This is a genomic window from Aeromonas sp. S18(2024) (assembly GCF_041402525.1).
Lineage (GTDB): Bacteria > Pseudomonadota > Gammaproteobacteria > Enterobacterales > Aeromonadaceae > Aeromonas > Aeromonas enteropelogenes.
Map to the genome: position 1 here is coordinate 33,680 of NZ_JBGLQV010000006.1, position 22,098 is coordinate 55,777.

Below are 22,098 nucleotides of genomic sequence, written 5' to 3' on the forward strand. Positions count from 1 at the left end.
AACCCGCTTTCCTTGCAGACAAGGGACGGGGGAGGCGGGTATCTTGGACAGGATATTCCGTAAAACGCCGATTTAAGGATGAATCGTCATGCGTTCCAATCTAATGTTGCTGATGGCCGCCACCATCTGGGGCATGGGCTTCGTCGCCCAGCGCCTGGGGATGGACCATATGGGGCCATATACCTTCAATGGCCTGCGTTTCCTGCTCGGCGCTTTCTCTCTGTTACCCCTGCTGTGGTGGCTCAAGGCCAGGCAGCCGACCATTGCTCAGGGTTCGCACCAGCAACTGCTGGTGGGCGGCATGCTGGCCGGGCTGGTGCTGTTCTGTGCCGCTTCCCTGCAACAGGTGGGACTGCTCTATACCACGGCTGCCAAGGCGGGCTTCATCACAGGGCTCTACATCATACTGGTCCCCGTGCTGGGTCTGCTGCTCCATCACAAGACGGGTGCCAACACCTGGGTAGGGGCCCTGATCGCGGTGGCCGGCCTCTATGTGCTGAGCGTGACCGATGACTTCACCATCGGCTTTGGCGATCTGCTGCAGGTGATCGGCGCCCTGTTCTGGGCCATTCATCTGCTGGTGCTGGATCACTACGCCAGACGCGTCGCCCCTATCCGGCTGGCCGGGGTGCAGTTCGTGGTCTGCGGCCTGCTCAGTCTTGCCACCGCCTTCGTCATCGAGACGCCGACTCTGGGTGGAGCACTGGCCGGTTGGCAGGCGCTGCTCTATGCAGGGGTAGTGTCGGTCGGTGTGGGGTACACCTTGCAGGTGCTGGGGCAGCGTGGCGCCCACCCGGCCCACGCCGCCATCATCCTCAGTCTGGAGACTGTGTTCGCCGCCGTGGGGGGCGTGCTGCTGCTTGGCGAGACCCTGGACGAGCGCGCCGTCGCCGGTTGTTCCCTGATGCTGGCGGGCATGCTGGTCTCCCAGATCCGGCTGCGCTGGTGGTGGAAATCCCGCCGCGACAAGGTGCCGGCCGATAGTCGCTGATACGGCTCGGCCAGAGAGACGAAGGCCCCGCTTGGCGGGGCCTTCTCTTTGCTGTCGGTTGAGGGGACTACGGGGGGCGATCAGGCCTCCAGCGCCTGATCCAGATCTGCCAGTATGTCCTCGATGGCCTCGATCCCCACCGACAGCCGGATCATCTCCGGCTTGACCCCAGCCTTGGCCTGTTCCTCTTCGCTCAGCTGACGATGGGTGGTGGAGGCGGGGTGACAGGCCAGCGACTTGGCGTCGCCGATATTGACCAGCCGCTTGAAGATCTTCAGCGCATCGTAGAAGCGTACCCCCGCCTCGTAGCCCTCTTTCAGGCCAAACGAGAGGATGGCCGAGGGGCGGCCGGCCATGTACTTCTCCGCCAGCAGGTAGTGAGGGTGACCCGGCAGGCCGGCGTAGCTGACCCAGGCTACCTTGGGGTGATGCTTGAGGTGGTGGGCGACCTGCAGGGCGTTGTCCACGTGGCGCTCCATGCGCAGGCTCAGGGTCTCCAGCCCCTGCAGCAGCAGGAAGGCGTTCATGGGGGCGAGCGCCGCGCCGGTATTGCGCAGGGGCACTGTGCGTACCCGGCCGATGAAGGCCGCCGGGCCAAAGGCCTCGGTGTAGACCACCCCGTGGTAGGAGGGCTCGGGTTGGGTGAGCTGGGGGAAGCGGTCGGCGTGATCCGCCCAGGGGAACTTGCCCGAGTCGACCACCACACCGCCCAGCGAGTTGCCGTGACCGCCGACGTATTTGGTGAGGCTGTGGACGACGATGTCGGCACCGTGCTCGATGGGTTTGCACAGCACAGGGGTGGCGACCGTGTTGTCGACGATGAGGGGCACGCCGCGGGCGTGGGCCACCCTGGCCAGCTCTGCTATGTCCACTATGTTGCCCGCCGGGTTGCCGATGCTCTCGCAGTAGACCGCCTTGGTTTTGTCGTCGATGAGGGCGGCGATGGCCTCGGCGCTGTCATCCCTGGCGAAGCGCACCTCGACCCCGAAGCTCGGTAGCATGTGGGCAAACAGGGTGTAGGTACCGCCATAGAGCTGGGGCGTGGAGACGATGTTGTCGCCGGCGGCGGTCAGGGCCTGGATGGCGTAGGTGATGGCGGCGGAACCGGCCGAAACCACCAGCGCGGCTATGCCCCCTTCCAGCGCAGCCATCCGCTGTTCCAGCACATCGTTGGTGGGATTCATGATGCGGGTGTAGATGTTGCCCGGCACCGCCAGGTTGAACAGATCCGCCCCGTGCTGGGCGCTCTCGAATTCGTAGGCCACCGTCTGGTAGATGGGCACGGCCACCGCCTTGGTGGTGGGGTCGTTGGCAAAGCCGTGGTGCAGGGCCAGGGTCGCATCTTTCATCACACACTCCTTGTTGGATGTCACCATTATGGATGGATAGACGTCCAATCTATCAGTCCCGTGGCCGATGTAAACAGGCAGATCTCCCGTATCTATTCCCTGTCATATCAGAGGCGGCGGCGATATTCCCTGTCGTCAATCTGGTTCATGTCCCACTGCATCAGGCGATTGAGCTGGCTCATGGGATCCTCGATAAACGGCAGCGGACGGGGCAGGATCCGCTTGAAGTAACGGCGCAGGTACTGCTGGATCCGGTTCGGTTTGGGGGAGATGACCTGGTTCATGATGGGGCTCCTGTGGGTTCTCTCTCATGTTCACCGGCAGTATTGAGCTAAAATGCGGAAGTAAAAACTGATGACTTATTGCAACAGGATTTCCTCTTTTATGCCGACCGGTCGCCTCTACCAGCAATTTCAACGACTCGCCCAGCAGCTTGGCTGCGATGAGCGGGAGATCAGCCTCGCCGAGGTGGCGGATCTGCTCTGCTGCACCCCGCGCAATGCCCGCCTGCTGCTGCGCCGGATGCAGGAACAGGGCTGGCTCAGCTGGTCGGCGGAGGCGGGCAGGGGACGGCGTTCCCGGCTCACCCTGCTCGACAGTCAGGAGAGTCTGACTCGCCGCCGGCTGCGGGATCTGCTTAGTCAGGGCCAACTCGCCCAGGCGGTGCGGCTGGCCGAGGATCGGCTGGATCTGCTCACCCCGCTGCTCATCGAACAGCTCGGTCAGGCCACCCGGGAGGGGCGTCAGATCCTGCGGGTGCCCTACTACCGGCCGCTGCCCCAGTTGCTGCCCACCGGCCCCATGCGCCGCTCCGAGGTGCACCTCAGTCGCCAGATCTTCAACGGCCTAACCCGGCGAAATGAGGAAAATGGGGAAATCGAGGGGGATCTGGCCCACCACTGGGAGTGCCTCGGCCCCTGCCACTGGCGCTTCTACCTGAGGCCGGCGGTGCGTTTTCACCACGGCCGCGAGCTGGCGGTGGAGGACGCGATGGAGAGCCTGCTCGCCTTGCGGGATCGCCCGCTGTTCTCCCATCTGGCTCGGTTGGAAAGCCCCTGGCCGCGCACCCTGGATCTGTACCTCGACAGCCCGGATCCCCTGCTGCCCCACCTGCTGGCCGAGCCGGTGGCCGTCATATTGCCGCGCGAGCTCAAGGGGGAGGCGGGGTTTGCCCTGCAGCCGGTGGGCACGGGTCCTTACAAGGTGGTTGCCAACGATCCCCTGCACCTGTGTCTGGAGGCGTTCGACGACTACTTCGGGTTGCGTGCCCTGCTCGACGAAATCGACATCTGGATGCTGCCCGAACTGGCGGAGCGGCTGGAGAGCCACCTGCAGCTGGGGCGTGACAGCCCGGAGCTGGGCACCATGCGCGGCGAGTCCGAGCTCGAGTCCGGCTGCTACTTCCTGTTGCAGGACGACAGATCCGGATCCCTGCAGGATCCAGCCCAGCGCCAGTGGCTGGCCCAGCTGCTCAACCCCATCGCCCTGATGGCCCGGGTCGCCCCCGAACTGCAACGGGGCTGGACCAGCGCGCTGGGGCTTCTGCCTCACTGGCGCGAGGCGCAGCCCTCGCCTCTGCCCGCACCGTTGCATCGACCGACGCGGCTGGTGCTGGCCTGTTTCAACCAGCATCTGGAGTTCAACGAGTGTGCCAACGCCATGAGCTGCCTGCTGGCAGAGCAGGGCATCGAGCTCGAGGTGCGTACCCTGGATTACGGCCGCTGGGTGAGCGGAGAAGATGAAGACGTGGATCTCTGGCTCGGCACCCTCAACCTGGAGCATGAACATGCCTTCGCCCCCTATGCCTGGCTGCAGGGGACGCCGTTGCTGCGCAAGGTATGGGCCGGCCAGCAGGGCTTGTGGCAGGGGTTGACCCAGTGGCGTACCCGCGGCGAGGAGCCAGGCCCGCGCGTTCTGCTGGCCGAGGTGCAACGCCAGGGCCGGTTCGTGCCGCTGTTTCACCACTGGCTGGAGCTGGAGAGCCGGGTCGGGGTGCACGGGGTTCGGATGACGGCGCTCGGCTGGTTCGATTTTCGCAGCGCCTGGCTGCGGCCCGAGCTGGCAGGGCAGCCGGAGGAGGAAAATCCTCGTCAGTAGCCAGCCAGTTGGCTGCTGACAGACGGAGTCGCACTATCGCTCTGCCTGCCCCGAAATGGAGAAAATCGGCTGTAGGCGCACAGAATATGCAATTTCCCTGTGCCATGCTGTTTCAGGTTATTGACCATAAAGTAAATGAGGACAGCGATGAGCAAATATCCAGCAAGTTCCCCCGGAAAATGCCCGATCATGCACGGTGGCTCCACCTCGGTCGAGACCTCCGGCATGGCATGGTGGCCGAAGAGTCTTAACCTCGACATCCTCCATCAGCATGACAGCAAGACCAATCCCCTCGGGGCCGGTTTCAACTATCGGGAGGCCCTGAAGCAGCTCGATATGGCCGAGCTCAAGCGGGACGTGACGGCCCTGATGACCGACAGCCAGGATTGGTGGCCCGCCGACTGGGGCCATTATGGCTGCCTGATGATCCGCATGGCCTGGCACTCAGCCGGTACCTATCGCATCGCGGACGGTCGTGGCGGTGGCGGTACCGGCAACCAGCGCTTTGCCCCGCTCAACTCCTGGCCTGACAACGCCAACCTCGACAAGGCCCGGCGCCTGCTGTGGCCCATCAAGAAAAAATACGGCAACAAGATCAGCTGGGCCGATCTGATGATCCTGGCGGGCACCGTGGCCTATGAGTCCATGGGACTCAAGACCTTCGGTTTCGCCTTCGGCCGCGAGGATATCTGGCATCCGGAAAAAGACATCTACTGGGGCTCCGAGCGGGAGTGGCTGGCGCCGAGCAGCAAGCCGGGCGGTCGCTACTCCGGTGAGCGGGAGCTGGAAAACCCGCTGGCGGCGGTGATGATGGGGCTCATCTACGTCAACCCGGAAGGGGTGGATGGCAACCCGGATCCCCTCAAGACGGCGCAGGATATGCGGGTCACCTTCGCCCGCATGGCCATGAACGACGAGGAGACAGTGGCCCTGACCGCCGGTGGCCACACCGTCGGCAAGGCCCATGGCAACGGGGATGCCAAACGCCTCGGCCCCGAGCCTGAAGGGGCCGCCCTTGAGGAGCAGGGACTGGGCTGGATGAATCACAGCAGTCGCGGTATCGGTCGCGATACGGTAACCAGCGGCATCGAAGGGGCCTGGACCACCCATCCGACCAAGTGGGACAACGGCTACTTCGAACTCCTGTTCAAGTACGACTGGTGGCTGCAAAAATCCCCGGCCGGCGCCCATCAGTGGGAGCCCATCAACATCGCCGAAGAGGACATGCCGGTGGATGTGGAGGACCCCTCGATCCGCTGCAAGCCGATGATGACGGATGCCGACATGGCGCTGAAGTTCGATCCCGAATATCGCAAGATAGCCGAGCGTTTCCGCGCTGATCCGGCCGCCTTCTCCGACGCCTTCGCCCGCGCCTGGTTCAAACTGACCCACAGGGACATGGGGCCGAAGAGCCGTTATGTGGGGCCCTATGTGCCGGCCGAGGATCTGATTTGGCAGGATCCGGTACCAGTCGGTCGCAGCGACTATGACGTGGCCGCGGTCAAGGCGAGGATCGCCGCCAGTGGTCTCACTATCGGCGAGCTGGTGACCACCGCCTGGGACAGTGCCCGCACCTTCCGCGGTTCCGACAAGCGGGGTGGGGCCAATGGCGCCCGCATCCGGCTGGCACCGCAGAAGGATTGGCCGGGCAACGAACCGGAGCGGCTGGCCAGGGTGCTGGGCGTCTATGACAAGCTGGCCGCAGAATGCGGGGTGAGCGTCGCCGATCTGATCGTGCTCGGGGGCAATCTGGGCATAGAGCAGGCTGCCCAGGCGGCGGGGGTGACGGTGAACGTACCCTTCTCGCCAGGCCGGGGCGATGCCAGCCAGGATCAGACTGATGTGGACTCCTTCGCCGTGTTGGAGCCCCTGGCCGACGGTTTCCGTAACTGGCTGAAGCAGGACTATGTGGTCACGCCGGAAGAGCTGTTGCTGGATCGCGCCCAGTTGATGGGGCTGACGGCCCACGAGATGACGGTGCTGGTGGGCGGGATGCGAGTGCTGGGCACCAACCATGGCGGTACCCAGCACGGGGTCCTCACCCACAGGGCGGGCGCCCTGACCACCGACTTCTTCGTCAACCTGACCGACATGGCCTACCAGTGGGTGCCGGCCGGCAACAACCTCTACGAGCTGCGGGAGCGCAGCAGCGGCCAGCTGAAGTGGACGGCCACCCGGGTGGATCTGGTGTTTGGCTCCAACTCGGTGCTGCGGGCCTACGCCGAGGTCTACGCTCAGGACGACAGCAAGGAGAAGTTCGTCTGTGACTTCGTCAGAGCCTGGAACAAGGTGATGAACGCGGATCGCTTCGATCTGCTGGACTGAGCCCCCTGAAACCAAGCCCCGCATGGCCTGCCGTGCGGGGCTTTTTGGTGCCCGGCCGGCCAGGTTGCGACACGCCATGGCGGTGACGAGCGCCGCGGCATGTACCTGTCCTTTTGGGTCTCTCATCGGGTAACATCTTGATCCATCAATGATGGCGAGTCGCCAATCCCTGCTGACAAGGAGTCACCCCATGCTGGAAATGCAGATCCACCCCCGTTTTCAGGAGACAGATGCCCTCGGACACATCAACAATACGGTGCCGGCGGTCTGGTTCGAATCGGCGCGGGATCCCCTGTTCCGGATCTTCTCCCCCGAGCTGGACGTGCACAACTGGCACTTGATCATCGCGGGCTACACGGTGCAGTTCAAACGGGAGCTGTTCTACGGTCAGCCGGTTCTGATCAAAACCGGGGTGCGCCGCATCGGTTCAAGCTCCTTCACGCTCTGGCAGGAAGCCTGGCAGGGAGGCGAGCTGGCCGTCACCGCCGAGACGACCCTGATCCATTTCGATTACCAAACCCGCCAGTCCCTGCCCCTGAGCGAGACCCATCGCGAGGGGCTGCGCGCCTGGCTGATAGAGAGTTAACCCTGGCCTTGATGGCCAATGACAGGACACTTATGCGCAATACCGTGATCGCCCTGAGCCTCGGCCTGGGGCTGGGACTCTGTTCCCTTTCTACCGTGGCAAGCCCCCTTGAAGAGCAGTTCACCCTGATGGAGAAGGGGGCCGATAGTGCCCTCGACACCCGGCTACTGAGTTACGACGGCGTCGACATCCAGGCCTGGATCGACGGCGCCCCCGTCATCATCGCCGTGCCCATCATGAACGAGCAGGGCAAGCAGGAGGGGGAAAGCCGTTACTACTTCAAGGGGGGCAAGCTGTTCGGCGTGAAGGAGCCTGCCGCCCGGTTCGGTTTCGATGACGGGGGCAAGCTGGTCCAGTGGCTGGACGAGAAGGGTCAGCCCGCCGAGTTTGTCAGCAAGATGAGCATGCAGCAGCGCGAGAGCTGGCTCACCAAACGGGCTGCCGAGCTGGCCGGGCTGTTCGCCCCCAGTCCTGCGGAGCGCAAGGCGGCCAGCGGCGGTGTCAAGCTCAAGGGGGCCGATCTTGCCCACTGGCTCTGCAGTGGCAAGCTGATGGCACTGGCCGGGGGCGACAAGGTGATCTTCGAGCAGGATAAGCTCAAGGTCGGCGAGCAGGGGATCGCGGGGGAGGTCTCCCTGCGCCAGGAGAAGGGGTGGCAGGATCTTGGCCTCCAGTGCGAGGTACAGGGCACCCAGGTGACTCGCCTCACCTGGCGGCCGCTACCTGGGGCCAACAAGCCGCAATGAGAAAACAGCAAGGGGGCCATGTCGGCCCCCTTGTCGTATCAGTCAGTTGGCTCAATCCAGCCACTCCACCAGATGGTACTGCTTCTTGCCCCGGCGCAGCAGCAGGTAGCGGTCAAACAGGCGCTCGCCCCGGCCCAGCTGTTCATCCTGCCGGATTTCGCCGTTGAGGCTGATGGCCCCCGCCGCCAGCAGCTCGCGGGCGATGCGCTTCGAGCTGACCAGGCCGCAGGCCACCAGCAGGCTTACCAGGTCTGTCTCCCCCTCGATACGGCTGCTCGGCATGCCATCCTGCGCCAGCTGGGCCAGGTCGCTCTCCCCGAGGCGGGCCACGTCGCCACAAAACAGCAGCTCGCTGATGCGCCGCGCTGCCGCCAGCGCAGCCTTGCCGTGGACCAGTTCGGTCAGCTCGTCTGCCAGCACCTGCTGCGCCTGCTTGCGTCCCTGCCGTGTGGCATCCTCCGCCTCCAGCTCATCGATGGCCGCCAGGGGCAGGAAGCTGTAGTAGCGCAGAAAGCGGTAGACATCCTCGTCCGCGGTGCCAAGCCAGAACTGGTAGAAGGCGTAGGGAGAGGTGAGCGCCGGATCGAGCCAGACTGCCCCGCCCTCGGTCTTGCCGAACTTGGTACCATCGGCCTTGGTGATGAGGGGCAAGGTCATGCCGTAGACCTGGGCCTGATGGAGGCGGCGGGTGAGATCCATGCCGCTGGTGATGTTGCCCCACTGATCGTTGCCGCCGATCTGCAGGGTGCAGCCGAGGCGCTGGTGCAGCACGGCAAAGTCCTGGGATTGCAGCAGGGCGTAGGAGAACTCGGTGAAGGAGATGCCTTGATCCGGGCGGGCCAACCGTTGGCGCACCGATTCCCGCGCCAGCATGGCGTTGACCGAGAAGTGCTTGCCGATGTCGCGCAGGAAGTCGAGGGCCGACATCTGCCCCATCCAGTCGGCATTGTTGACCAGCACGGGAGCTGCCAGTCCATCGCTGGCCGGTAGCAAAGCCTTGATCTGGGCCGACAGGCTGGCCACCCAGCCCTGCACGGTGTCGGCACTGTTGAGGGTTCGTTCGGTTGCCTTGAAACTGGGATCGCCGATAAGGCCGGTGGCGCCGCCCACCAGGGCCACCGGGGTGTGGCCAGCCAGCTGGAAGCGACGCAGCATCAACAGCGGCACCAGGTGGCCGATATGCAGGCTGCCGGCGGTGGGATCGAACCCGCAATAGACGGTGCGCGGCTCGGCCAGATGGGAGGCCAGCGCCTCCGGGTCGGAATTCTGGGCGATAAGCCCGCGCCGGGTCAGCTCGTCAAGCAGATGGGGGTTGATCATGGGTGCTCCAACAACAGGGGAAAAGCCCTTATCCTCACCGTTGGGGGGGCCTCACCGCTATGTCCCCCAGGGGACAGTTTTGCCACTGGCGTGTTAGCATCACAGGGTGTGACGGGGTGCCCTCTTCCCCGCAGCGGGAGCGACAACACCATGACCGGCAGCCACTCATCCAGCACCAACCCATCGCTTATTCCCCACCTGACCGAGGTGGTCGAGGCCCTGAACGGCAGTGCCTTTCCGGCGGCCCTGGTGCGTCTCATCCGCCAGCAGGTGGCCTTCGATTGCGCGCTCTTGTTGGGAGTCGGCCAGCGCCCGGTTTACCTCTATGACAACCTGAATCATCAGCGGGCGCTGCTGTTTGATCGCTACCTCACCAGCCACTTCAGTCAGGATCCCTTTATGCAGGCTTTGAAGGCGGGCCTGGGGGCAGGGGTATGGACCCTGGCCCAGGTGTCACAGGGCAGGCTGGATCCCGACTATCGTCAGCACTTCTACCAGGCTACCGGTTGGCAGGAGGAGGTGGGGCTTATCCTGCCGGTGCGCGAGGAGCTGACCCTGGTGCTGTTTCTGGGGCGCCTCGGCAAGCGCCAGAGCCTTGAGGCGGCAGAGCTGGCCAGGCTGGAGGAGCTGTTCCCCCTGGTGCACTCACTTTGCCGCCAGCACTGGCAGCAGGCACAACCGCGGCTGGCGGAGGGGACCGCCCTGCCGGACAGCGCCCTTATCAAGAGGGCGGTGGAGCAGGGGATGGCTAGCGTGGGAGGGGATCTGCTCACTCGCCGGGAGAGGCAGGTGGCCGGGTTATTGCTACAGGGGCTGGATACCGACACGATTGCTGCTGAGCTCGGGATTGGCAGCGGCACGGTGAAGAATCACCGCAAGCACCTTTATGGCAAGTTGCGCCTCGGTTCGCGCGCCGAGCTGTTCCATTTCTTCCTGAATCACCTGATCACGGCGCCACAGACTCCCGCCGAAGCGGGAGAGGGGGAGTAACGGGGGAGTTTATTTTATGCGCAGCAGAGGGGACTGGGATTTGGGCAGAGTACTGGCCTGCTGGTAACGGGCCTGCAGCTGCTGGAACTCGTGGCTCTGGCGCACCTTGTCCAGTGCTTGCTGCAGGCGGGCGACCTGCCGTTTGTCGGCCAGCGGATTGAAGGCAAAGCAGTTGTCCTGCTCTTCCAGTATGGCGACGGTGACGAAGTCTTCGTTGGGAAAGCCCAGCTCCCTGACCTGATGGCGCAACATCACCTCGTTGCCCGCCACCAGATCGGTGCGTGCCATGATGAGCTGGCGCACCACCTGATCCATCCGCTCTACCGCCATCATATTGCCCGGGGCCAGCCCCCGGTTCAGCAACAGCTGCTCCCCCACATCGGCTTGCATGACGCCGATCCGCAGCGGGGCGAGATCCTCCCGGCTGGCGACTTTGGGGGCATTCTGTTTGCGGCCCATCAGGGAGACCCGTGAATTGCTGATGGGGCAGACCCAGAGAAAGTGGGGATCCCGCTCCCGCGTGCGCGCCGTACTGAACAACACGGCATCCGGTTGCTGGGTCAGCAGGTACCAGCCACGAGCCCAGGGCAGAAAGTGGATGGGCTGCTCCGGCTCACCCATCTCGCGCCACATCAGGCGCAGCAGCTCGACAGCCATACCGATGGATTTGCCGTCCTTGTCCTGGCCATTGAGCGGCATGTTCTGCTCGGAATAGTAGATAAGCGCCGGCGCCGGGAGGGCAATCAGCAGAGAGAGCAAGGCGAGAGCCGCGAGCAGGTGGCGCATGGTGCACTCCTTCCATCGAGTGTGCCTGAGACTATCTAACAGTCTATGTGCCCTTTGCCATAACGTCACAAGCTGGTGGTGGATATCCTGCGTCACCGGGCCAATCCAATAGAGCGGAAAAAAACAGGCCACCTTGCGGTGGCCTGTTGTCATTTGAACAGAGCTTCCAGCTCGGCTTCGGCCTGGGTCCGGGCTTCGGTTTGCGCCTCGTCGCTCAGGGGGGCAGTCGCGCGGCTGAGCGCTTTGGTCGCCTCCTGGCTGACGGTGGCTGCCGCGCTGCTGGTGGCTTGCTTGGCCTGGGTTGTCACCGCCTTGGTGGCCTCCTGGCTGACGGTGGCTGCCGCGCTGCTGGTTGCCTGCTTGGCCTGAGTTGTCTCCGCCTTGGTGGCCTCCTGGCTGACGGTGGCTGCCGCGCTGCTGGTGGCTTGCTTGGCCTGGGTCGTCACTGCCTTGGTGGCTTCCTGGCTGACGGTGGCTGCCGCGCTGCCGGTGGCTTGCTTGGCCTGGGTCGTCACTGCCTTGGTGGCTTCCTGGCTGACGGTGGCTGCCGCGCTGCCGGTGGCTTGCTTGGCCTGAGTTGTCACCGCCTTGGTGGCCGCCTGGCTGGTGGAGGTCGCCACGCTGTTGACGCCCTGTTTGGCGGTATCGGCGATGGTTTTGCCAGCCTGCTGGCTCAGGGCATCGGTGACGCTGCCTTGGGTCCCATTCACGACAGTGCCGAGGATGGCATTGCTGCCCGCACCACCCAAGGTGGCGGCTGCCTGGGTGATGGGATTGTTCTGCCAGCCTTGCATTGCGCTTGGCCAGACGGGGGCCGTGGCCGCCAGATTCTCACCAAAGGTCTGGGTAGAGCCATCCCCTTTTTGCAGCAGCACGGACATCTGGTTGGTTTGCGAGTTCCACACCATGCCGGCCTGCTTGGCGATGTCCGGTACCGGGGCGTAGCGGGAGATCACGTAGAACAGGGGACCTTCCTGCTGCAGCTCGTTGGCGGTCTTGAGCAGCTGCATGGTGGTGTCGTAGTTGGGGCCGAGGATGGCGGTCATCCGATCCTTGATCAGAGGTTGTTCGAACAGATTGACTTCATTGGGGTCGAAGCCGACCAGTGGCTTGAGCAGGGCCCACATCAGCTGGCTGGTGGGGCTCATCATCAACAGGGGGGCAACGCAGGCAGACAACATCAGGCTCAGGCAGGCCGCCTTGAGCAACGGCATGATACGCATCGGGATAATATCCAATAACGATTTGATAAATAAGGTTATATTTTGTCTTGAAACGACAAGTTCACCGGGAATGTGCAGCTGGCCGCGAGATGCTGCCGGCGGGCGCTGGCAGGCTACCATATTGGTTCCGGAATACCAGCAGGTCGTCTATTTATCAGTCAAGTAAACCCGGGGAGTGGTCGCTTCCTGAAAAGAGCTTCAACAGAAAACAGGATGACCCCTATGAGATACCTCTTGCCCTGCCTGCTGGCACTTCTCTGGCAGACCCCTGCGCAGGCCTCGTTGAAGACGACGGTCGTGGGTGATTCGGCCGCTACCGAGCTGGTGTTGCCGCTGAACGCCTTGTCGGAGCGTATCTGCTGGTACCAGGATCAGAAATATTCCCAGGGGGCGCGCATCCGGCAGGGAGATACCTGGCTGGAGTGCGGGCCGCAAAACGAGCTGGAGAGCAATGGCCCCCTGATCTGGCGCTCCCCGGTGGAGGTTAGTGCCGAGCCGGCGAGGGACAAAAACCGTCAGACAATTACCGTCGGCCAGTGAGCTTTTCTTGATCCAGCTAAAGACACAGACGTGATCCATATCGCATAATGCACCTCCTTTCATCTCATGGCTGGAACCTAAGAAATGGCTCGTCGCTCTTCCAATGCACAACGTCGTCGCAGTAGCTGGTGGTACAAACGCCTGTTGGCCAGAGAGCGGGAAGAACGGGAAGCACGTTCCGTCCGGGATTGATGCAGCATTGAAAAACGGAGCCTCGGCTCCGTTTTTTGTGCATGACAACTGGCGATGGTACGAACGGGGGCCCTCGGGCCCCCGTTTTTATTGGCAGACCGCTTAGCGCTGCAGGGCAGCCAGGGCCAGCTCGACCCGCTTGGCATATTCGGGGTCGGCCTGCTCGAAGTGCTTGAGCTGGGCCGCGACGATGGCGTTGTCCTCCACATTGACCAGGGAGCGGGCCAGGTTGGCGGCCAGACGTGCGCGCTGCCCCTCGTCCATCAGGCGGAACAGCGCCCCCGGCTGGCTGTAGTAGTCAGCGTCGTAGTCGCGGAAGTCGTAGTGCAGCGCGGCTCCCTCCAGACTCAGGGCCGGCTCGTGTTGGCCACTCGGGGTCTGGGTGCCGAAGCGGTTCGGCTGGTAGTTGGGGCTGGCGCCACCGTTGCCATCGCTGCGCATGGCGCCGTCACGGTGCGCGGTGTGGAACGGGCAGCGCGGGGCGTTGACCGGCAGCAGGCCGTGGTTGACCCCGAGGCGATAGCGCTGGGTATCGCCGTAGGAGAACAGCCGCCCCTGCAGCATGCGATCCGGCGAGAAGCCGATACCGGGCACCACGTTGGCCGGGGTGAAGGCGGCCTGCTCCACGTGGGCGAAGTAGTTGTCCGGGTTCTGGTTGAGTTCCAGCACGCCGACCGGGATCAGCGGGTAGTCGCCGTGGGGCCACACCTTGGTGAGGTCGAACGGGTGTACCTTGCTGGTGTGGGCCTCGGACTCCGGCATCACCTGCACATAGACCTTCCAGCGCGGGAAGTCGCCGCGCTCGATGGCGTTGTAAAGGTCGGCCTGGCTGGTCTCCCGATCCTGGCCGACGGCGGTGGCGGCCTCTTCATCGGTGTAGAAGCTGTGGCCCTGCTCGGTCTTGAAGTGGAACTTGACCCAGAAGCGCTCGTTGGCGTCGTTGATGAAGCTGAAGGTGTGGCTGCCGTAGCCGTTCATCTCGCGCAGGCTCTTGGGGATGCCGCGGTCGCTGAACAGGATGGTGACCTGGTGCAGGGATTCCGGGTGACGGGACCAGAAGTCCCAAGCGGCGGTGGCGCTGCGCAGGTTGGTGCGCGGGTCCCGCTTCTGGGTGTGGATGAAGTCGGGGAATTTCAGCGGATCGCGGATGAAGAAGACCGGGGTGTTGTTGCCCACCAGATCCCAGTTGCCCTGCTCGGTGTAGAACTTGAGGGCAAAGCCGCGCACGTCGCGCTCGGCGTCGGCGGCACCCTTCTCGCCTGCCACGGTGGAGAAGCGCAGGAACACCGGGGTCTGCTTGCCGATGGTGTTGAACAGGTCGGCCTTGCTGAACGCGCTGATGTCATGGGTCACGGTGAAGGTGCCGTAGGCGCCCGAGCCCTTGGCGTGCACCACCCGCTCCGGGATGCGCTCGCGATCGAAATGGGCCAGTTTCTCCAGCAACCAGACATCCTGCAGCAGGACGGGGCCGCGCGGGCCGGCAGTGAGGCTGTTGTTGTTGTCGACGACGGGGGCGCCGTTGGCGCTGTGCAGGGTCTTGTCGGTCATGATGCTTCTCCTCGTTGATATGGGGTCCAGCCTACGGATCACGAGACAGAGGCGCCAATGGGCCTTTCCTCACCTTTTGATAGGCATTGCAAATGGGTGTGGCAGGGGGTGACCGGCCCCTTGTGATGTTGCATGATGAAGCTTTCGAGAAGGAGCCTCAGATGCATATCACCATCCGCCATGCCGAACCGGCCGACGCCCCCGCCCTGCGGGATCTCTACGCCATGCCCAATGCCCAGGCGGGCACCCTGCAACTGCCCTATCCGACCCTGGGGGTCTGGCAGAAGCGGCTGGAGAGCGGCAGCGTGGTGGCGCTGGTAGCGGAGGTCGATGGCCTGCTGGTAGGGAATATTTCACTCCATATTGAGCCCAATCCCAGGCGCAAGCATGTTGCCTCTATCGGCATGGGGGTAAGGGATGATTGGGCCGGCAAGGGGGTAGGCTCGGCTCTGCTGGCGGCAGCGCTGGAGATGGCCGACAACTGGCTCAACTTGCGCCGCATCGAGCTCACCGTCTATACCGACAATCAGGCGGCGCAAACGCTCTATCGCAAGTTCGGTTTTGTGGAAGAGGGGCTGGCCCGTGGTTACGCCTTTCGCCAGGGCGAGTATGTGGATGCCCTCTACATGGCACGGATCAGGGAGGCGGGCTGAGTGGTTGTCGACTATCGGGCCAGGCTGCGGCCGGTGATCCGGGCACTGGAGCAGGATCCTGACCTTTCCATCGAGGCGCTGGCGAGCCGCGCCTGTCTCTCCTTCTACCACTTCCACCGGGTGTTTACCGCCGTGGCTGGCGAGACGCCAGGGGAGATGTGCCGGCGCCTGCGCATGCAGCGGGCGGCCTGGCAGCTCTGTTACACCGATGCCAGCGTCACCGCCATTGCCCTCGGGGCGGGGCTTGCCAGCTCCCAGGCGTTTGCCAAGGCGTTTCGTCGTCACTATGGCTGCACCCCGGGGGCGTTTCGCCGCGACAAGCGCAAGAATGGACACCTGGAGAGCAAGGAGGGACACGCATGGAATGACCTGCTCCCTTATGCTGAAGGCCAGACATCAGCAAGGAGCAACACCATGAAAACAGTCGAGATGGATGCCCGTACCCTGGCCTATATCCGGGTAACCGGTCCCTATGGCGAAGGATATGACGCCGTCTGCGGCCGGCTGCACCAGTGGGCGGCCGTGCGTGGCCTGGAGGGCGGGGAGTGGATCTTCATTTACCACGACAACCCGGAGGTGACGCCGCCGGCCCAGTGCCGCACCGACATCGGCATCACGGTACCGGCCGAGGTGCGTGGTGAAGGGGAGGTGGAGACCCAGCTCATCCCCGCCGGGCGCTATGCCCAGTCCCGCTACCTCATCACGGATCGCAGCCAGTACGGGCCGCGCTGGCAGGAGCATATCGGCGACATAGTCGCGGCCGGGCTGGAGTTTGGCGACGGCCCCTGCTTCGAGCTCTACCACAGCGTGAGCAACGATCCGCTGCAAGATGACGTGAGCTTCTGCTCCAGCCTCAAGGGGTAAGCCACAGGGCTGATAAAAGACGAAAAGAACAGAGCCGGACAGTGTCCGGCTCTGTTCTTTTCGGGAAGCGACGTTTAGCGCTGGAAGCTCTTCTGGGCGAACTTGGGACGGGCGTTCATGATCTGCTCCACCTGCTCCTCGCTCATCTTGCCGCGGGAGAGGCCCAGCACCTTGTAGGTGAGCAGCGGCCGGGCCGGCAGGGCGATCATCAGGGCACGGATCTGGTTCTCGTCATCCTTCTCTCGCAGCGGTCTGCCATAGGCGTAGGTGAGCACGCCGGCATCCATCAGATTTTTGACGGCAGGCTCGGTGATCGGCAGGTTTATGACGCTTTTACGCTGCAGCACGAACTCCCGCAGCACCGCCTTCTCGTTGAAGTCGAGAAAACCGATCATCTGGGCCAGCTGATCCTGCTGGCGGCGTGATTGCCACTCCTCGCAGCCCCACTCCCAGGCGATGAGGAATCCCTGGCTGCAGAAGTAGGAGATGGCGATCAGCATGCCGACCCCCAGCCAGGCCGCGTGATCCGTGGCCCACTGGCTGACGGCGCCGTTCATTAGCCCAGCCGGAAACAGCAATATGATGCTGCAGCAGAGCAGTAACCAGACCATCAGCCAGTTAAGGCGGTTCAGTTGATAGAAATGTTGGATCCACCGTTTCATCGCTCATCCTTCCCAAACTGTTGTGGATAGTGAGCAACACTCAGCAAAGGGTGTGCCAACGCAGCACAAATAAAAAAGCCCCCTTGGCAGGGGGCTTTTCGGGACCGGACGGGTCGACTACAGGGCGGCGATTTCGGCCTGCTGGGCTTCCAGCTTGGTAAGCTGGAGACGGTAATCTTCCAGCTTCTCGCGCTCCTTGGCGATGACCGCTTCCGGCGCCTTGGCGACGAAGGCCTCGTTGCCGAGCTTGCCTTCGATGCGGCCGCACTCGCCGACCAGCTTGGCGACTTCTTTGGCCAGACGGGCCAGTTCGGCATCCTTGTCGATGAGACCGGCCATCGGGATCATCAGCTCGGTGGCACCGATCAGCTTCTTCACCGACAGCGGGGCTGCTTCACTTTCGCCAAGCACGCGGATGGATTCCAGACGGGCCAGGGACTTGAGGAAGGCCTCGTTTTCTGCGGCGCGCAGGGCGTCCTTGGCATCGCATTTGAGCAGCACGTTGAGGGGCACGCTCGGCGCCACGTTCATCTCGGCGCGAATGTTGCGGATGCTGACGATGAACTCCTTCACCCACTCCTGATCCGCCATCGCGGCGTCGTCCACCTTGGCGGCGTCGAACTCCGGGAAGGCCTGCATCATGATGGTGTCGGCGTGCACGCCGGCCAGCGGGGCGACCGACTTCCAGATGGTCTCGGTGATGAACGGAATGATCGGGTGCGCCAGACGCAGCAGGGTTTCCAGCACAGTCACCAGGGTGTGGCGGACAGCGCGCTGCTCGGCTTCGGATCCCTTGTTCAGCACCGGTTTGGTCAGTTCCAGATACCAGTCACAGAACTGATTCCAGATAAATTCGTACAGCACGCCGGCCGCGATGTCGAAGCGGTAGGTATCCAGCGCGGTACGGAAATCGCGGATGGCCACCTGCAGCTGGGACTGGATCCAGCGATCCGCCAGGCTGAACTGCATCTCGCCGCCATTACCTTGCGAAGAGAAGCCGCAATCCTGATCTTCGGTGTTCATCAGCACATAGCGGGAGGCGTTCCACAGCTTGTTGCAGAAGTTGTTGTAGCCATCCAGGCGCTTCATGTCCCAGTTGATGTCGCGACCGGTAGAGGCCAGCGCCGCCAGGGTGAAGCGCAGGGCGTCGGTGCCATGGGCGCCGATCCCTTCCGGGAACTGCTTGGCAGTCCGCTTGGCGATCTTCTCGGCCATCTGCGGCTGCATCATGTTGCCGGTACGCTTCTCCAGCAAGTCTTCCAGGCTGATGCCGTCGATCATGTCGAGGGGATCCAGCACGTTGCCCTTGGACTTGGACATCTTCTGGCCTTCTTCGTCACGAATGAGGCCGGTGATGTAGACGGTCTTGAACGGTACTTGTGGCTGGCCGTTTTCGTCCTTGATGAAGTGCATGGTCATCATGATCATCCGGGCGATCCAGAAGAAGATGATGTCGAAGCCGCTCATCAGTACGTCGGTCGGGTGGAAGGTCTTGAGCGCCTCGGTATTGTTCGGCCAGCCCAGGGTGGAGAAGGTCCACAGGGCGGAGCTGAACCAGGTATCGAGCACATCTTCGTCCTGACGCAGCACGGTCACGGACGGGATGTTGTGCTTGGTACGCACTTCCTCTTCGCTGCGGCCCACATAGACGTTGCCGGCATCGTCATACCAGGCCGGGATGCGGTGACCCCACCACAGCTGGCGGGAGACGCACCAGTCCTGAATGTCGCGCATCCAGGAGAAGTACATGTTCTCGTACTGCTTGGGCACGAACTGGATGCGGCCATCTTCGACGGCTTCGATGGCGGTCTTGGCCATGGGCGCCACGCGTACGTACCACTGGTCGGTCAGCATCGGCTCGATGGGCACGCCACCGCGATCGCCATAAGGCTGCTGCAGCACGTGATCCTTGATCTCGTCCAGCAGGCCCAGCTCTTCCAGCTTGGCCAGGATCGCCTTGCGGGCGGCGAAGCGTTCGAGACCGGCGAACTCGGCCGGCAGGGCGGCGTCGTAGGCAGTGCAGGGGTTGCCGTTGGTGTCGACCACTTCGGCTTCGGCACGCACGTGGGCGTCCAGAGTGAAGATGTTGATCATCGGCAGGCTGTGGCGCTTGCCGACCTCGTTATCGTTGAAGTCGTGGGCCGGGGTGATCTTCACGCAACCGGTGCCCTTCTCCATGTCGGCGTGCTCATCGGCGACGATGGGGATCAGGCGGTTCACCAGCGGTAGCAGGATGTGCTGGCCGATCAGCGCCTTGTAACGGGGATCTTCCGGGTTCACGGCGACGGCGGTATCGCCCAGCATGGTCTCCGGACGAGTGGTGGCAACGATCAGGTAATCCTTGCCCTCGGCGGTCTTGGCGCCGTTGGCCAGCGGATAGCGCAGGTGCCACATGTGGCCCTTGATCTCGCGGTTTTCCACTTCCAGATCGGAGATGGCGGTGTTGAGCTTGGGATCCCAATTCACCAGGCGCTTGCCGCGGTACATCAGGCCATCTTCGTAGAGACGGACGAACACTTCCTGCACGGCGGCGGAGAGACCCTCATCCATGGTGAAGCGCTCGCGCTCCCAGTCCACGGAGTCGCCGAGACGGCGCATCTGGCGGGTGATGGTGCCACCGGACTCTTCCTTCCACTGCCAGATCTTGTCGATGAAGGCATCACGGCCGTAATCGTGACGGGTTTTGCCCTCTTCGGCGGCGATCTTGCGCTCAACCACCATCTGGGTGGCGATACCGGCGTGGTCGGTACCCGCCTGCCACAGGGTGTTCTTGCCCTGCATGCGGTTGTAGCGGATCAGGGTGTCCATCAGGGTCTGCTGGAAGGCGTGACCCATGTGCAGGCTGCCGGTGACGTTCGGCGGCGGGATCATGATGCAGAAGGAGTCTTTGCTGGTATCGCCGTGGGGCTTGAAGTAGCCCTGAGATTCCCAGTGCTGGTAGAGCGCCTGTTCGATGGCGTTGTGATTAAAAGTCTTTTCCATGGTCTCGCCGTATTCTGGATGGATGGATTCTGGTGTTGATTCGTCGTGGATCACAGGCGGCGCAGTCAGGGCTGCGCCGGATCCGGTGCGGCAAGGACGGGCTGATCCCTCATCTCGAGGGTGTGGCCCGCCTGGCGATAGTGCTTGTAGCGCTCGCGGGCTTGCTGCTTTTGCGTTTCGTCAGTGGGGACAAAATCTACCACTTGAGCGAAGTGTCCTGCAAACAAAGGTGTTTCTCTGGCCAGATTGACGAGGCGGGCGTAGCGCCGCTTCGGCGGCTGGTGGCCTATCTCCACCGGTGCCTGGCCGCTTTCGCCCTGCAGCTGGTGCGGCACGAAGCGATCCGGCGGCAGTTGCCACAGAAGTTCGTCCAGGCGTAGAGCCTGGGCTTCGTCATCGCAGAACAGGTAGAGGTGGCCCGCGCCCCAGGAGTCGGCCACCAGTTGGCAGACGAATCGCTCGACGGCACTGCCCCGCTCGTCATCCTGTTCGCTCATCAGGTAAAAAGTCACTTGGCTCATCAGGTGGATCCCGTTTTGCGGTGACGGAAAATTGACCGTCGCCGAGGCTGACAGGGCATTGTCCTGTCGGCGGCTCACTGACACAAGAATGAAACAAGGAAGAGGCGGGCCTCTTCCTTGTGGTTCGGGGTAACACCAACCCCATTGATGCACGCATCAGATGGGGCAGGAGAGTTACTCTTTCTCTTCGATATCCACGCCGGCCCGGTTCAGCAGGAACTGGGTCAGCAGGGGCACCGGACGACCGGTGGAACCCTTCTCCTTGCCACTCTTCCAGGCGGTCCCGGCGATATCCAGGTGGGCCCAGTTGTACTTCTTGGTGAAGCGCGACAGGAAGGCGGCGGCGGTGATGGTGCCAGCCGGACGACCGCCGATGTTGGCCATGTCGGCAAACGGGCTGTCGATCTGTTCCTGATACTCGTCGAACAGGGGCAGGCGCCAGGCTCGGTCACCGGCCTGTTCGGAGGCGTTGAGCAGCTCGTGGGCCAGCGGGTTGTGGTTGGCCAGCAGACCCGAGGTGTGGTGACCCAGGGCGATGACGCAGGCACCGGTCAGGGTCGCCACGTCGATCACTGTATCCGGCTCGAAGCGATCGACATAGGTGAGGGCATCGCACAGTACCAGACGGCCTTCCGCATCTGTGTTGAGCACTTCGATGGTCTGGCCGGACATGGAGGTGAGGATGTCACCCGGACGATAGGCGTTGCCACCCGGCATGTTCTCGCAGCCTGCCAGCACGCCGATAACGTTGATAGGCAGCTGCAGCTGGGCCAGGGCGTGCATGGTACCGAGCACGGAGGCGGCGCCACCCATGTCGTACTTCATCTCGTCCATGCCGTCCGCCGGCTTGATGGAGATGCCGCCGGAGTCAAACGTCAGTCCCTTGCCCACCAGCACGATGGGCTTGGCGTCCGGATGGCCCTTGTATTCGATGATGGCCATCATGGCTTCGTTCTCGGAGCCGCGGGCCACCGCCAGGTAGGAGTTCATGCCGAGCTCGGCCATCTCCTGCTCGCCCACCACCTTGGTGGTGATGTTGTCGAAGGCATCGGCCAGACGACGGGCCTGGGAGGCCAGATAGGCCGGGTTGCAGACGTTGGGCGGCATGTTGGCCACGTCGCGGCAGACCCGTACCCCTTTCGCCACGGCCAGACCGTGGGCGATGGCTTTTTCGCCTATGGTCAGCTCGCGACGGGTCGGCACGTTGAACACCAGCTTGCGCAGCGGGCGACGGGGCTCGGCCTTGTTGGTCTTGAACTGATCAAAGCTGTAGAGGCCCGCCTTGGTGGTTTCCACCGCCTGGCGCACCTTCCAATAGGTGTCCCGACCCTTGACGTGCAGCTCGGTCAGGAAGCAGACCGCTTCCATGGAGCCGGTTTCGTTCAGGGTGGTGATGGTCTTGTTGATGATCTGTTTGTACTGGCGCTCGTCGAGCTCGCGTTCTTTACCACAGCCTACCAGCAGCACACGTTCGCTGAGCACGCCCGGAACTTGATGCAGCAGCAGCATTTGACCCGGTTTCCCTTCCAGGTCACCACGGCGCAGCAGCGAGCTGATGTAGCCATCGCTGATCTTGTCCAGTTGTTCGGCAACCGGAGAGAGACGACGGGGTTCGAAGACGCCGACGACGACGCAGGCACTGCGTTGCTTCTCAGGACTGCCACTCTTTACACTGAACTCCATGGAATCTCCTACATCCTAAAGACAAAAGGCACCTTTTATT

The 22,098-nt window shown here is 63.2% G+C and carries 19 protein-coding genes; 9 read left to right on the plus strand and 10 right to left on the minus strand.

Features of this window, described 5'->3' with window-relative positions:
• Window positions 1–88 precede the first annotated feature (88 nt).
• On the plus strand, window positions 89–991 hold the full coding sequence (locus ACB034_RS11535) for a DMT family transporter (RefSeq protein ID WP_223379478.1): 903 nt from the start codon (window positions 89–91) through the stop codon (window positions 989–991).
• An 80-nt stretch (window positions 992–1,071) separates the two neighbouring features.
• On the opposite strand, the gene ACB034_RS11540 is transcribed toward ACB034_RS11535, so the two are convergent.
• Both ACB034_RS11540 and ACB034_RS11545 read right to left on the minus strand, forming a co-directional pair.
• The gene (locus ACB034_RS11540; RefSeq protein WP_224210582.1) at window positions 1,072–2,340 is read right to left on the minus strand and encodes an O-acetylhomoserine aminocarboxypropyltransferase/cysteine synthase family protein; all 1,269 of its coding nucleotides are present in this window, start codon (window positions 2,338–2,340) and stop codon (window positions 1,072–1,074) included.
• 107 nt (window positions 2,341–2,447) lie between these two features.
• On the minus strand, window positions 2,448–2,624 hold the full coding sequence (locus tag ACB034_RS11545) for a hypothetical protein (protein WP_342014042.1): 177 nt from the start codon (window positions 2,622–2,624) through the stop codon (window positions 2,448–2,450).
• Between the two features lie 100 nt (window positions 2,625–2,724).
• Between ACB034_RS11545 and sgrR the strand changes: the two genes are divergently transcribed.
• The 4 genes from sgrR (at window position 2,725) to ACB034_RS11565 (ending at window position 8,094) form a co-directional block, all read left to right on the plus strand.
• On the plus strand, window positions 2,725–4,437 hold the full coding sequence (sgrR, locus tag ACB034_RS11550) for an HTH-type transcriptional regulator SgrR (RefSeq protein ID WP_371172880.1): 1,713 nt from the start codon (window positions 2,725–2,727) through the stop codon (window positions 4,435–4,437).
• Window positions 4,438–4,584: 147 nt separating this feature from the next.
• A complete protein-coding gene (gene katG, locus ACB034_RS11555) occupies window positions 4,585–6,762 on the plus strand; it encodes a catalase/peroxidase HPI (protein ID WP_371172881.1) in 2,178 nt (725 codons plus the stop codon).
• A 190-nt stretch (window positions 6,763–6,952) separates the two neighbouring features.
• Window positions 6,953–7,348: a thioesterase family protein gene (locus tag ACB034_RS11560; protein ID WP_026457237.1), complete on the plus strand. Its 396-nt coding sequence runs from the start codon at window positions 6,953–6,955 to the stop codon at window positions 7,346–7,348.
• A gap of 32 nt (window positions 7,349–7,380) precedes the next feature.
• A complete protein-coding gene (locus ACB034_RS11565; RefSeq protein ID WP_042070949.1) occupies window positions 7,381–8,094 on the plus strand; it encodes a hypothetical protein in 714 nt (237 codons plus the stop codon).
• A 51-nt stretch (window positions 8,095–8,145) separates the two neighbouring features.
• Here ACB034_RS11565 and tyrS read toward each other — a convergent pair whose 3' ends face one another.
• A complete protein-coding gene (gene tyrS / locus ACB034_RS11570; RefSeq protein WP_371172882.1) occupies window positions 8,146–9,414 on the minus strand; it encodes a tyrosine--tRNA ligase in 1,269 nt (422 codons plus the stop codon).
• Window positions 9,415–9,564: 150 nt separating this feature from the next.
• Between tyrS and ACB034_RS11575 the strand changes: the two genes are divergently transcribed.
• A complete protein-coding gene (locus ACB034_RS11575) occupies window positions 9,565–10,404 on the plus strand; it encodes a response regulator transcription factor (protein ID WP_371172883.1) in 840 nt (279 codons plus the stop codon).
• 9 nt (window positions 10,405–10,413) lie between these two features.
• On the opposite strand, the gene ACB034_RS11580 is transcribed toward ACB034_RS11575, so the two are convergent.
• The gene (locus ACB034_RS11580; protein ID WP_371172884.1) at window positions 10,414–11,190 is read right to left on the minus strand and encodes a substrate-binding periplasmic protein; all 777 of its coding nucleotides are present in this window, start codon (window positions 11,188–11,190) and stop codon (window positions 10,414–10,416) included.
• Window positions 11,191–11,339: 149 nt separating this feature from the next.
• On the minus strand, window positions 11,340–12,413 hold the full coding sequence (locus tag ACB034_RS11585; protein WP_371172885.1) for a hypothetical protein: 1,074 nt from the start codon (window positions 12,411–12,413) through the stop codon (window positions 11,340–11,342).
• Window positions 12,414–12,635: 222 nt separating this feature from the next.
• On the opposite strand from ACB034_RS11585, the gene ACB034_RS11590 reads away from it, so the two are divergent.
• A complete protein-coding gene (locus ACB034_RS11590; protein WP_224210574.1) occupies window positions 12,636–12,953 on the plus strand; it encodes a DUF1496 domain-containing protein in 318 nt (105 codons plus the stop codon).
• Between the two features lie 294 nt (window positions 12,954–13,247).
• Here the strand turns inward: ACB034_RS11590 and ACB034_RS11595 are convergent, their stop codons facing one another.
• Complete coding sequence (locus ACB034_RS11595; RefSeq protein WP_224210573.1) at window positions 13,248–14,693, minus strand: catalase; 1,446 nt, start codon at window positions 14,691–14,693, stop codon at window positions 13,248–13,250.
• 161 nt (window positions 14,694–14,854) lie between these two features.
• On the opposite strand from ACB034_RS11595, the gene ACB034_RS11600 reads away from it, so the two are divergent.
• Both ACB034_RS11600 and ACB034_RS11605 read left to right on the plus strand, forming a co-directional pair.
• A complete protein-coding gene (locus ACB034_RS11600; RefSeq protein ID WP_042071016.1) occupies window positions 14,855–15,346 on the plus strand; it encodes a GNAT family N-acetyltransferase in 492 nt (163 codons plus the stop codon).
• Window positions 15,347–16,210, plus strand: coding sequence for a GyrI-like domain-containing protein (locus ACB034_RS11605; RefSeq protein WP_371172886.1), 864 nt, complete (start codon window positions 15,347–15,349; stop codon window positions 16,208–16,210). It abuts the gene before it with no gap.
• Window positions 16,211–16,284: 74 nt separating this feature from the next.
• Here ACB034_RS11605 and ACB034_RS11610 read toward each other — a convergent pair whose 3' ends face one another.
• The 4 genes from ACB034_RS11610 to pepA form a co-directional block, all read right to left on the minus strand.
• A complete protein-coding gene (locus ACB034_RS11610; protein WP_371172887.1) occupies window positions 16,285–16,872 on the minus strand; it encodes a superinfection exclusion B family protein in 588 nt (195 codons plus the stop codon).
• A gap of 117 nt (window positions 16,873–16,989) precedes the next feature.
• Window positions 16,990–19,854, minus strand: coding sequence for a valine--tRNA ligase (locus tag ACB034_RS11615; protein WP_371172888.1), 2,865 nt, complete (start codon window positions 19,852–19,854; stop codon window positions 16,990–16,992).
• Between the two features lie 65 nt (window positions 19,855–19,919).
• Complete coding sequence (locus tag ACB034_RS11620) at window positions 19,920–20,375, minus strand: DNA polymerase III subunit chi (RefSeq protein ID WP_371172889.1); 456 nt, start codon at window positions 20,373–20,375, stop codon at window positions 19,920–19,922.
• Window positions 20,376–20,549: 174 nt separating this feature from the next.
• On the minus strand, window positions 20,550–22,058 hold the full coding sequence (gene pepA, locus ACB034_RS11625; protein WP_026455991.1) for a leucyl aminopeptidase: 1,509 nt from the start codon (window positions 22,056–22,058) through the stop codon (window positions 20,550–20,552).
• Window positions 22,059–22,098 lie beyond the last annotated feature (40 nt).